Source organism: Chitinophaga sp. H8, assembly GCF_040567655.1.
Taxonomy (GTDB): domain Bacteria; phylum Bacteroidota; class Bacteroidia; order Chitinophagales; family Chitinophagaceae; genus Chitinophaga; species Chitinophaga defluvii.
This window is the reverse complement of sequence record NZ_JBEXAC010000001.1, coordinates 3268358-3281722: the sequence shown is the minus strand read 5'-3', so window position 1 is coordinate 3281722 and position 13365 is coordinate 3268358. Positions and strand designations below refer to the sequence as shown.

General features: G+C 44.2%; 6 protein-coding genes. 5 read left to right on the top strand and 1 reads right to left on the bottom strand.

Annotation, left to right across the window (positions count from 1 at the left end; genetic code table 11):
- The first annotated feature begins 56 nt into the window (after positions 1 to 56).
- Positions 57 to 1259, top strand: a complete 1203-nt coding sequence (locus tag ABR189_RS12490) for a bifunctional 3,4-dihydroxy-2-butanone-4-phosphate synthase/GTP cyclohydrolase II (protein WP_354660832.1) — start codon at positions 57 to 59, stop codon at positions 1257 to 1259.
- An 89-nt stretch (positions 1260 to 1348) separates the two neighbouring features.
- On the opposite strand, the gene ABR189_RS12485 is transcribed toward ABR189_RS12490, so the two are convergent.
- Positions 1349 to 6112: a translocation/assembly module TamB domain-containing protein gene (locus tag ABR189_RS12485; protein ID WP_354660831.1), complete on the bottom strand. Its 4764-nt coding sequence runs from the start codon at positions 6110 to 6112 to the stop codon at positions 1349 to 1351.
- Positions 6113 to 6893: 781 nt separating this feature from the next.
- On the opposite strand from ABR189_RS12485, the gene ABR189_RS12480 reads away from it, so the two are divergent.
- From ABR189_RS12480 to ABR189_RS12465, 4 genes are read left to right on the top strand one after another with little or no spacing between them, the layout of a single operon-like run.
- A complete protein-coding gene (locus ABR189_RS12480) occupies positions 6894 to 10043 on the top strand; it encodes a SusC/RagA family TonB-linked outer membrane protein (RefSeq protein WP_354660830.1) in 3150 nt (1049 codons plus the stop codon).
- Between the two features lie 18 nt (positions 10044 to 10061).
- Positions 10062 to 11597, top strand: coding sequence for a RagB/SusD family nutrient uptake outer membrane protein (locus tag ABR189_RS12475; protein WP_354660829.1), 1536 nt, complete (start codon positions 10062 to 10064; stop codon positions 11595 to 11597).
- Between the two features lie 30 nt (positions 11598 to 11627).
- Positions 11628 to 12302, top strand: a complete 675-nt coding sequence (locus ABR189_RS12470) for a fasciclin domain-containing protein (protein ID WP_354660828.1) — start codon at positions 11628 to 11630, stop codon at positions 12300 to 12302.
- A 29-nt stretch (positions 12303 to 12331) separates the two neighbouring features.
- Positions 12332 to 13318 carry a DUF5007 domain-containing protein gene (locus ABR189_RS12465; RefSeq protein ID WP_354660827.1) on the top strand — a complete coding sequence of 329 codons (987 nt, stop codon included), beginning with the start codon at positions 12332 to 12334 and terminating at the stop codon, positions 13316 to 13318.
- Positions 13319 to 13365 lie beyond the last annotated feature (47 nt).

Sequence of the window (13365 nt, the reverse complement as noted above, 5' to 3'; positions counted from 1 at the left end):
ACATAATATTATATGTAGTAACTTTGCGCATTCAACATTTTTGAACAACATAATATATGTTAGATAAGATAACAGATGCGATAGAAGATATAAAGAAGGGTAAACTGGTGATCGTAGTGGATGATGAAGACCGCGAAAATGAAGGGGATTTTATTACGGCAGCCCGTAATGTAACCCCCGAAATCATCAACTTTATGAGTACACATGGGCGCGGACTGATCTGCGCACCACTGGTAGAAGAGCGTTGCGAAGAACTGGGACTGGAGCTGATGGTACGCGACAATACAGCTTTACATCAAACGCCCTTTACCGTTTCCGTGGATCTACTGGGCCATGGCTGCACTACCGGAATTTCTGCTCATGACAGGGCCAAAACCGTACAGGCATTAATCAATCCGGATACCAAACCTGAATTTCTGGGAAAACCCGGTCATATCTTTCCGCTGAAAGCCAAGAAAGGCGGGGTATTACGCAGAGCCGGCCATACAGAAGCTACTATTGACCTGGCCAGACTGGCAGGGTTTGAACCAGCGGGCGTATTGGTGGAGATCATGAATGAGGATGGCTCTATGGCCCGCTTACCCCAACTCCGCGAAATCGCAGCAAAATTTGACCTGAAGCTAATTTCTATTAAAGACCTGATCGCTTACTGCCTGGCACATGAAACCCTGATTGAAGAAGAAGTAAGGGTACAGATGCCTACCAAATACGGCAATTTTGAGCTGATCGCTTTTAAACAACTCAATTCCGGAGAAATGCACATGGCGCTGAAGAAAGGCGACTGGGAAAAAGATGAGCCGGTACTGGTAAGGGTACACTCTTCCTGCTTTACCGGTGATATCCTGCACTCCCTCCGGTGCGACTGTGGCGAACAACTGCACGCAGCGATGGAAATGGTTGAGGAAGAAGGCAAAGGCCTGATCCTTTACATGAACCAGGAAGGAAGAGGTATAGGACTTACCAATAAATTGAAAGCCTATAAATTGCAGGAAGAAGGACGGGATACCGTTCAGGCCAACCTGGAACTGGGCTTTAAAATGGATGAACGTGATTATGGCGTGGGGGCACAGATTCTCCGTCATTTGAATATTTCCAAAATACGCCTGATGACCAATAACCCACGGAAACGTGCCGGTTTAAAAGGATATGGACTGGAAATCGTTGAAAATGTACCTATTGAAGTACATGCTAATCCGCACAATGAGTTTTACCTGAAAACCAAGCGGGACAAACTGGGGCATGAGATCATGAAGGACTAATACTGAAAACGACCTACTCAACTATAAGGGCCGGCCGGAAAGTAACCTACTTTCAGGCTGGCTTTTTTTATAAATAGCTGTTCTTTTTATTACGGCCTGGTAGTATCTCCCGGTGTTTTTGACGTGTCGGTTGGGAGGACGCGGAGTGCTGCTGCCCGGCGCCGGAGGGAGTCGGCGATACGGTTCCGTTGCTGGTCCCGGAATAATTCAATGAATTTATTATACTCCCTTACATAAGAAATGCCCAGGCCCGATTTTACCCTGTTGGCCAGGTTGTAAACATCATAATCACTTTTGCTGAAGGCATTGACCCTGATCCTGCCATCCGGTGTGAGCAGGTATTCCAGTCGGAAGTCGCCTGCAAAACGATTGGCATTGGCATTGGCGGCAGCCTGTCCCCAATCATAATCCCCACCGGCATACAACCGGAAACGGTTATTGAATAAGGTACTGGTGATCCCCGCGGTTACCTGGTTACGGTCAATAGAAGAATTATCCTGGTTGCCTATATTATAGGCCCGGTATCCCAGATTGATACCGATGCCACTGTTTTTCAGTAATGTGCCTGCAAGATTATTTAAGATGGCAGAAGCCTGTGCAGATAATGCCTGCCCTACACTGTTTTTACCGGTAACGGCCACATTGGCTCCTCCACCATTGGCATCATCTGGTAAAAACTGGTTGGATAAAAGCAATCCATACATTTGTAGCAGGGCCTTATTCTGATCCTGATTTATTTCCTTCAGTTTGGCAGCAACGCCGCTTTCATAAGAAAGCGTTCCCACATCAGGTAAGCCTATTTCATAGGCAATATCAGGCTTCATCAGGGCGCCCCGCAGGTTGATCAGAATATCCACTCTTTCCTGACGGGTGGCCAGCTTATCACTGCTTACTGATCCGGTAGGTCCGGCCAGGTTATACAGGCTTACCTTAGGCAGCGAGTATTTGGCCGTGATATTCATTTTCGCTTCCCGTGGATCTCCGTTCCAGCTGATGCTGCTGTTCTTTTCTATATCAAATTTCCAGCTGGTTAAACGCTGGAAAGTAAAAGTATAGGTACCATTATTGATTTCATAGTTGCCAAACATACTGAAGTCGCCTTCTGTATTTACATTGATCTGCAGATTACCTGTTCCATTGGCAGAAATGATATCACCGGTAGTAGCATCCAGGATCACATCGATCTGTGCATCAGGATTGGCGGCAATATCCAGTTTGATATTCAGTTTTACGTTGTCTTTTTTCTTCTTTTCCTTGATTTCCTTACCATAGGTTTTAAAGGTGATATAGTCATATTTACCAATATCCTTACTGTCGGAAATAGGAAGATAAAAATGAGTGCCTTTAATAGGACGGGCTATTACATGCAATTGCAGATCGTTCAGCGGGCCGGAGAAATACACTTTTCCATCGGCTACCACATCCCCGTAAAAGAGATCGCTGTCGTCTGCTGTGGTACTCATAAATATAAACTTGCGCCCGGTAACGTCAAAGTCGAAATTCAGTTTTTCAAAGTGGTCATGACTGATATAGCCGCTGGCGGTGGCCACACTTTTGTTCTTATCTACCAGGCTGAAATTGCCAAACTCAATCAGGTTGTCGTCAATGTTCACGTTCAGCAAAGGAATCTGGTAATGAGTACCCAGGTAATTTACCGTTAATCCTACCGTATCAAGTTTCAACTGTCCTTTTACAGAGGGGCGGTCTGTAGTGCCGCCTACTGTTACTTTTCCGGTGGCAGTACCGGTAAGCTCGGTTACATGGCCACTCAGGTATTTCTCCAGCAAACTGATAGAGGTGCCATTGAGATCTACAGTGGCTGCCAGTGCTTTGTTGGTGGCGGATAAACCTACGCTGGCATCTACCAGAAAGCTTTTACCGATATTATCAGACTTTACCGTAAAAGTGGCATTCCCGTCACGCTGTGCATAACCTCCATTGATGGTGACAGTGCCAATGGAATCATTCTCTACCCGCAACTGCCGGGCGGTAATATCTGCGGTGATATCCAGGTTATGGGTAGGATCGGAAATATTAATGACGCCGTCTGCCATCCCTTCAATACGGGTGGTAACAAGCTGGGCCGGGATTACGTCAGACAATATCAGGTTTTTAAGACTGACGATGAAACGTGATTCATCCGGATTAAATTCATTGGTTTCTACCGTAATACTCTGGTTGTTACGGGTTACACGCAGGTTCTTGACAGTAAGAAAGTGAGTGCTCCAATAAATTTCATTACCGGGAGTTACATTCCACTGCCGTTCATTTACCGTAAAGGCACTATTCAGAAAGTTGATCTTCACCCCATCACCTACTGTTATTACCCGCGCATAGAATCCGTCCAGTGAGGTGGTATCTTCTGCCTGAAGGTCCACTTTGATGAAAGAGGTATCATGACTGGAGCTGGCCATGATCAATGGGTTTTTCAATATTACATTACTGCCCGATAGTACTTTGCCGATAGTGGTGCTTACATCTATTTTATTAAAATTGCCGGTAGCTTTTAACTGTACGTCCTGTAACTGGTATTGCTGATAAGCGCCTTCCGGTATAGCCACATTCAGCGATACCTGCCCGCTCATTGTATTCAGTGAGCCTTCTATCTTCGTCTCATTAAAACCGGAAATCAGATTGGTATATCCATTGAGCAGTTTATCGACTTCCCCAAATTCAAAAGCAAAGCTGAAATCCTGCCCCATATTGATAGGAGGAGGGGATTTAAAATAGCTGGGATAATATTTGTTTAACAACAACTGGAACGCATTGGGCAGATCCATGAAACTATAAGTCCCTTTTACATACCCGGCCATTTCGCTACCGGCAATATTGAGTGTCTTTTCATTGTTGACCGTATGCGTGGATATCATCAGGGAGTCAAATTCCAGCCTTTTATTATTTTTAAAGGCTGATACTTCATGAACCCTGGCAATACCATCAAAGTTATCAATATTGCTACCTGCAAAATTTAAGTCCAGCATTGCCTGCAACCGGATAGAATCTTCTGTAAGATGAAGGGCTTTCAGATCTGCATGGCGGATTTGCGAATTGAATCTGAATACGGGCAAAGCGGCATTAAAATCAATGGTCCCGGCAAAGTCCATATCCAGGTTGGGATCATTCGCCGTTAAAGATCCATTAAAGAACTTTTTAGTCAGATCCCCGTTCGTTTTAATATTCTGATAGTTATAACCAAACAGGTTTATTTCCTGTATGTTGGCGTCTACGGATGCTTTCAGCGTTTTGAAGTTAAAGCCTGCTCCATTAACCTTTGCACTCAGCGAAAGGGTGGAAATATCCGGTTCATTCAGCAAGGCGCCCAGGTTGAATTTGGTCGTGGCAAGGCTACCTGAATATACCGGTACATCCCCGCTGGTTTTAAAGTTGAGATCCGAGCTGAGGTTGCCCAGGTTAGTCTGGAATTTTCCATAAGCAACAAAGTCATTCACGAATCCGGTAAAGCTTCCCTGGAAACTAAGGGCAGTTACCCGGTCCAGGCGAACAGGATCGATATGTTTCAGGGAAGGAAATATTTGTATAACATCATTCCCATTCGTTTGCAATTCTTCTGCGTGAAAATCGATAAAGGTTTCGTTGATAACCGGAAGCCCCCTCATATCTACACTACCCCGGAGCCGGGTAGTGGTGCCGGCCTGCAAATCAATATTGCTGGCTTTCAGGTTGCTTACAGGGCCTCTTACATCACCGTTCAACGCAATCTCCTTTTTCCAGGTAGCCAACGTGGGTGCAAAATAGGCAATGTCATCAGACGAGAGTTTGCTGTCTTTAAAATGCGCACGCATATATACCTCGTTGATATAATCGCCCATACTGCTAAAATCTTCATACTGCATGGTATAGTAATCCCGCAAATGGCTTCTGTTCGTGATCAGGTCCATCTGCGAAAACTCCATTTCCACGGGCGACATCTTAAATCTGCTGGTGAGTTGCTTTACCTCAAATCCGCTTCTTTCTTTTGTACGCAGGGTAAGGTCGCCGTAAATACTGTCTTTTACCAGGCTGGTGTTGACGAGGGAGAGATTAATATCACTAAAGCGGATATGATGCGGTGCAAAATAACCGGCTTCTACAGGAGTAGTATCACCTAAATGATCCACTCCAAACAACCCGTTTTTGATATTCAGCTCTTTTACCAGCAGCCGCCAGTTGGCATTGTTCCAGCGTAGCTGGGGAGGTCCGGTGGAAGTATCCGCAACAGGGGAAGTATCCTGTTGAACCGGCTTTTTTTGCCGGAGGGGAGACGGATCATAGCTGGTGATGATAAAAGTGGGCTGGTCCAGCAGGAGTTCCTGGATATCGATATTATGTTTCTGAAGGTCCAGGTTTTTCGCATCCAGGTAAATCCGTTTGGCGGATACCCGCATATCTTCTCCTACCCAGGCATCCACCTTATTGATACTGGTATTACGTAAGTCCAGCTTTTTGAGATCTATGGCAATACCTTTACCAGATTGCTTACTGGTATCCGGTGTGGTGGGGGTAAATGCATCTATGATAAACTGGTAGTTCCAGAGGGAATCATTCCGGTGGCGGGTAAGATTTACTTTCGCATTGGCCAAACCCACATACTTGATGATGGGTTTCTCCTGAAAAAAGAACCAATCCGTAATGCGCACCTGTAAATTACCGGCATACAACAAAGTATCTTTATGCTGGTCCTCAATAAGGGTGCCTTCCAGTTGCATACTGTTGAACAGGCGCAGATTTACCTTCCGGATTTCAACCCTGGTTTTTAGTTGCTCTGAAAGCCGGACTGTTACCTCATGAACCAGGAAGTTTTGGACTACCGGGATATTAACAAGAATGCCAATAAGTACTATGAGGCCCAACAAACTCAGGAGGACAATAGATAATATTTTGCGTACTTTTTTCAGCTAACCATATTTATCAGGCAAAAATAACTAAATACCACTTTCTAACAGCTAAATTCCTTTAAATGAAAGGAATACCTCCTTCAACGGTATATACTCTACCGTTAGCACATCCCACTTTTGTTATAACGGCTAAATGAACAAACCAGTATCCGGTAAAAACAGGTTTGTCCAGCTGCTCCTCTTCATAAATGTGAGCAACCTTTCGTGCCTGATAAATATGAATTTGTCATAAATGTGTCATCTGGCAGATTTGTTATGATATTTTATTAACATAGTATGATAGTAAATAGTACTTATAACGGTGGCTGTAAGAGAAAATGGCCTGCCTAAATTGTTGAATACTAGTATTTTGACCGAATAGGATTTTTAGACGGGTATGATTTGTAATAGATTCTTCCTATTTGTACCCTCCCTCTTTTAACAAAAGTTTAAGGTTTATACTTTACCTCCCGTTGAGTAGTACAGTGAACAAGTCTTAAAAATCAAAAGCCAACCGCTAAAAAAGTAGCCCGTAACCGGAAGTAAGCATTTGTTATTCGAATAGTAAATAAACCAAAGTCAGGAATCAGGTCAACCGAACAGTGAACAAACAGTGAACAACTAAAAGTAGCAACGTCAACAATCAGGTAAACTAGAACAGTGAACAAAAAACAGTGAACAACACAGTGCCGGGTAGCTATGCCGCTACCTGAAGGACTACCCGAATCAATTATCTAAGTCTAACTCTAAACCAGAATCTATGCACAAAAAGTGGCTAATGCTGGCACTAATGGGCCTCCTATCGCTTTCCTTATGGGCCCAGCAGCGAAAAATTACCGGTGTCGTAAAAGACAACACAGGCCAGGGCTTACCTGGCGTATCCGTAAGGGAAGCAGGTACTAACAATGGTACAGTGACCACTCCTGATGGGAAATTTACCCTGCAATTGAAAGGGAGTAACCCCAAATTGATTGTTTCATTCATAGGCTTTGAAACCAAAAATCTGACAGTAGATAGTGAAACAGACTACCAGGTGGTATTAAAACCTGATGCCAAAAGCCTGAAAGATGTAGTAGTGATCGGATACCAGGAGGTAAAGCGTAAAACCGTTACAGCGGCAGTATCCAGTGTTAAAGGCAAGGAAATTGAAAACCTGCCTTCTCCCAGTTTTGATCAGTTGCTGCAAGGTAAAGTAGCGGGCTTGAATGTCCAGAACTACACCGGAGAACCTGGTGTAAGAAGCTCTTTTGTAATACGGGGTAATACGGCTGTTTCCAGAAATGTAGACCGGGCAAGGGCATTAAGCACGCCACTGTTTGTAATAGATGGTATTCCTGTATCCCTGGATGATGCTGCTGCATTTGATAATACCGGTACCAACTATATCGCCGGTATTAATCCGAATGATATTGAATCCATAGATATTCTGAAAGATGCTTCGGCGGCGGCTATTTATGGCTCCCGGGGCGCTAATGGGGTAGTGATCCTGAAAACCAAACGTGGAAAAATTGGTACCCCTCAGATCAATTTCTCTACCTACGCCGGGATTACGGAAAAACCCAAGTATGAACATTTTATTATTGGGGCAGAAGAACGAAGGTATAAGCTGGACTATATCCGCGATAGGGCACCTTACGACCGGGCGGGTGTGTTGCCGATGATGCTCACCGATAGTTTAAATCCTGCTTTTTCCGGTGCTACAGACTGGCAGGATCTCTTTTACCGCAGTGGGATTGTACAAAACGTAGACCTGTCAGTAGCCGGTGCTACAGAGAGTATTAACTACCGGGTAAGCGGCAACTATTTTAATGAAGATGGTATTATTAAAGGAACAGGGTACAAGCGCTATACGGTTTCTGCTGCCATGGGCATGAAAATGAGCTCCAAAGTAAGCGTGGATGCATTGTTTCGTTTAAGCCGCGGAGACCGCTCCAGGGGTAGAGGGCAGTTTCCCTGGGAGGATGCACTTAAATTATACCAGGGCCAGTTTCCCTCCTCCCTGTTTAATCTGTCAGAAATAGATATACTGAATTATACAGGCGACTTAAAATCCGGTCGTGATAAGAACATCAATGACGATGTAACGGGAAGCCTCACCCTGAATTATGATATTACTTCAAAGCTCCGCTTTGCTGCAATCGGCTCTATACAAAGCAGCGTCAGCTCCCGGGATATCTTCCGTCCGGGAATATTGAATGCGGCAGGGGCTTCTTATGCGCAGAGCAGCAAGAGCCAGTATGAGAATCTTAACCTTGATAACACGTTAAGTTATACTACAGACATTTTCAATAAGGAAAATCACCTTAATGTATTATTGGGCAATAGTATCAACTATGTTAAAAATGCATATACCGGGGTAGGTGGTGCGGCTATCAGTAATGATAATGTGAAAGTAGTACAAGGGATTGAACCCCGGAACTTCCTGTTGAGAGATCCATATGATGGGTTGATCACAGGATCAAATTACCAGTCGGCTGGACTGCTGTCATTTTTTGCCAGGGTTAACTACGACTACCGTGAAAAATACCTGCTGTCTGTAGCCTGGCGTGCAGATGCTTCTTCCCGCTTTGGGGCAAATAGCCGCTGGGGATATTTCCCCTCCTTTTCTGCTGGCTGGAATATCACCGATGAACCATTTGCTGCGCCACTGAAAAAATGGGTGGATGCATTTAAACTGCGCGGCAGCTATGGGGTAACAGGTACTTTACCAGGTGGTTACTATATGCCATTCAATACCTATGCGATTAACCAGGGCGGTTATGGTGGCTCGGATGCGATCACCTATAATGGCATCAATGCGGTAACGCCCAACTTTAAAGGTGGGGTGGCGCAGAACGGATTAACCTGGGAACAGTCTGTACAATCCAATATTGGTGTGGACGCAGCATTCTTTAAAAATCGTTTAACCATTACTGCGGATGTATTCAACCGCGGAAAAACCAAAGGGCTGTTTGACTTGCTGCTGCCTGCTACCAGTGGATACGATAAAGTAAATACGAACTCCGTAAGTGTGCGCAACATTGGTTGGGAGTTAAATCTCTATGGCCGCATCTTATCACCTGAAAGTCCCTTTCAATGGAACAGCCGCCTGATTTTGTCAGCTGTTAAAAATCAGATCACCGGCCTCCCTAATGGCAACCGTGACCTGGTGGTAGAAGATCCTAATACCGGAATGGTGTATTTACTCACGAAAGGCCGCCCTATCAACGAGTTTTACCTGATACAAAGCAATGGGGTGTATGCGAATGAAAAGGATATCCCCTTTAATCCTTTGACTGGTGAAAAACTGACCTATTGGGGAGGAAGCCATACTGTGAAGGCGGGGGATTATATCTGGCAGGATCAGAATGGCGATTTTGATGTATGGGATTGGAATGACCGGGTGCGTACCGGCAACCCGAACCCCCGCATTACGGGAGGTTTCACCAATACCTTCAGCTATAAAAATTTTAGCCTCGAAATATCCGTGAATTTCCTGATGGGCAGGGAAATTTTTAATAAATATATTTCTGACCGCCTGCAGGGATATCAGAACAACCTGTCCTTTATTGCGGCTACAGACCTGAGTAAATTAGGCACCTGGCAGAAAGAAGGAGAAGGCAGCAAATTTGCCGAGCTGAACCCTTATGGTGATAACTATTATCAGTTCCTGCCATTCTCTTCTGCTTACATTGAAAACGGTAACTATGCCCGTATCAAATACATAAACCTTTCCTACACCTTTCCACGCAAATTCCTGGACCGTATTAAAATGCGTAACCTCCAGATTTATAGCGTGATTGATAACCTGCACACTTTCCAGCGCTCTACTGTGCCGGATGCAGAAGCAGTGAATGAACTGGGGGTATATACTGGTACGGGGTATCCTATTCCGCGCAAGTTTACGCTGGGTGTAAATGTTGGTCTCTAATTTTTAAAGTGAGCTATTATGAAATGTCTTAAATATATATTCTTTGCCATTACAGCTGTCATACTACTGGCGCCGATGGTTTCCTGTAAAAAGCTGTTGGAACAGGACCCTATCAATTCTCCTTATAACGAAGTGTTCTGGAAAGATGAAAAAGATGCTTTACAGGGCCTTGCGGGGGGATATGCTTTATTAAGAAAAGCATTGACCGTCAATACTGCTTTTGGTGGTAATATGTCGCATTTCTCTTATGGAGATCTGACTGCTTTCGAATTTGACAGATTTAACCAGTATGACCTGGATTTTCTGATCACCGGTGGAAAGGGATTTAGTAATGCTTCCTTCATAGGGGATTACCTGGAAGATTATCACGACTGGTCTCCTTATTTCCGCGTGGTTACCCAGGCCAATATCATCTTGCATCATGTGCCCACCATCCCGGATAATAAGTTTACCCACGAGCCAGTGGCTACCCGTAATAAAATACTTGGTGAGGCACTGTTCCTGCGTGCATTCAGCTATTTCTATATGGTGAGGTTATGGGGAGACGTACCGTTGGTAACTACCTATGATGAAGATCCTGCTCACGCGCAGAATGTGGGCCGAACAAGCGAAAAAACAGTTTTGGATACTTGTATCAATGATTTGCAGCAGGCCATCAGCCTATTGCCATGGGACTATCTGGATGGCGCTGAAAAAGCAGTTCGTGCTAATAAAGGTGCTGCCTATGCTTTGCTGGCACATGTATACATGTGGAAAGATTTTTTGAATAAAGGTGCGGATAACCAAAATCTGACCAAAGCAATTGCGGCAGTAGATGCGATCCAGCAAAGCCATAAATACCGCCTGGTAGATAGTACCGAATTTGTAAAACTGTTTAAGGGAAAATCGGATGAAGGCATTTTTGAAATCAATATGCAGGTAGGACAAAGTGAACAACAAACACAAAGCGGATTTTATTACAAGTGTCTGATGCAACCTTATATAAAAGGTAAAACTACACAGAATGGGGTACTGAAAAAGGAACTGATTGACGACCTGTATGAGGGCCGGAACGACTACCGGTATTACTACAACTTTGTTTTTACTTCAGATAATACTTCTATCCTTACCAAGTATGCAGGGCTGAATGCAGAAAACATATTCTATAAAGACCTGGCTACCTATTCACTGGCAGCAGTAGATGCCAACATCATCCTGTTCCGGTATGCAGATGTATTGCTGTTGCGTGCAGAAGCAAACGCCAAACTCGGACAGTATGGGGCAGCCCGTACTGATCTGGCGGCAGTAAGTACCCGCGCTGGTGCATCCGCCTATGAAGGGGATGATGAAGGATTATACGAGGAAATATTCAGGGAACGCAGCCGCGAACTCTTTTGTGAGGGACAGCGCTGGTACGATCTGGTAAGAACCGGATTCCTGAAAACAGAAGCGGGAGGCGTTTTTGGTACTGCCCGTTATGACCAGGAAGGCTGGAAATGGCCGGTGGCACGCAAGCTGTTTGTGAACAACTATGTACTTCGGCAAAACAGATTCTGGGAAGGAAAAGTGAAGTAAATGTGGGTAACATCCTTTAAAAAAAAGATTATGAACTACACGTATTTAAATACCGCAAAATATACCTGCCTGTTGCTACTGGTGCTGGCATTGGTGGCCTCCTGTAAAAAGGATAACTATCTGACCGGGGGCAGCAAAATAAATCCTAAAGTAGAAATGACTACTTATGATTACTTAAAATCCAAACCTTTGTTTGATACCCTCGTACAGTTAATAGACCATGCTGGTATGAAGGACGAGATCAATGGTAAAGTCACTTTCTTTGCGCCTACGGATTATTCCATCCGCTCACTGCTGTTAAAGAGAACGACCGAAGTACAGCTCAGGTATAATGATGAGAATATCAAGTATACGATTGATAGCTTTCCGGTGAATGAACTGAAGGATTCTTTGCGTGCCTATATGTTCAAAGAGGTGATCAGCCGGGAAAACCTGAGCCTTAGCAACCAGCTGTATAAAAATATGGTAGGAGAGGAGTTTGCCATCAAACTGGTAGAGTCTATTGATTATGATGATATCATCAGCCAGCGCCCCCGGTTCCTGCATATTATCAAGATCATAGATGGACTGGACCCGGATCCCCGTCCCCAGGATTATCCCAAGGAAATGTGGGATAAGGATGAGGAAGTGCAAACATCCGGTATCATCACACAAACAGGGCTGCTCCACGTCATTAATAACCAGCATGCTTTTTACTGGAGATAATGATTTCATTCATCAAAAAAATAATCAACATGTCAGGTATATATAAAATGAAACACCTGTTCTATACCGCCACGGCAGCAGTACTGCTCCTTGCGGGCTGTAAGAAGATAGACGAAGGATATTTAAGTGATGGGATCTATTATTCAGACTCTCCCATATTGGTAGAACGGGGCATCGCTTTTCAAAAAACAGCCGCATTGTCTATGGATGGTACTACGGTGCCTATTACTGTAAAACTGCTGGATATACGTAAAGTGGGAACTGGTAAAAGGGCGGAAGAGTTTTTTAAGGAATACCCGGTATACGTATATAAGGAAGCTGTAGATCCCGATGTGGATACTACCATTGAGCAGGTGAATGCAAAAAGGGAACTGAAAAATATGCAGCCGTTCCAGTTTTTATCCAGCGGACAGTTCGTATTTAATGGTGCCACTGATAGTTTGCCGGTAGATACAGACTACGAATTTGATATTGAAGTATCCAATGTGGCGGGGGTAAGAACCTATAAAAACGTGGGGATTATCCATACCATGGATGGGGAGCGTTATACCATCAATGCACAGGGTAATAATGCATTCCAGGATTTTACAGGTACAGTCGTACCTATCGGTAATCCCAAGATTACAATCACTGCTGTTTCAGATACAGGTCATCACGCTATCCTGAAAATTGTGGATGAGGATGGGAAACCATTTAATCCTAAAAATGGGGAGATCATTAAAAGAGGGGACCGGCCCACTTTTGAAAACTATGCGAGGTTCCATCCGATTGTAAATACAGATACTTCCATGATCTGTAATTTTGAAATCACACCATTTCCCATCAAGAAAATACCAACGTATAATTTTCTGATGTATTACCGGGTACCCAGCCAGTTTATAACATTGAGCCCAAGTATACCAGGGCTGGATCCTAAAACAGGCTATAGTGCTAATCCGCTGTTTGAGTTCCATATCAAAAAAGCAGGCACTTACGTCATTGAGATACGATTGCTGAAGGTGAAGAAAAAGGGGTAACAGGGTAAGGAGATAATAATAACGGGGCAGGTAGTCATATAAAATGC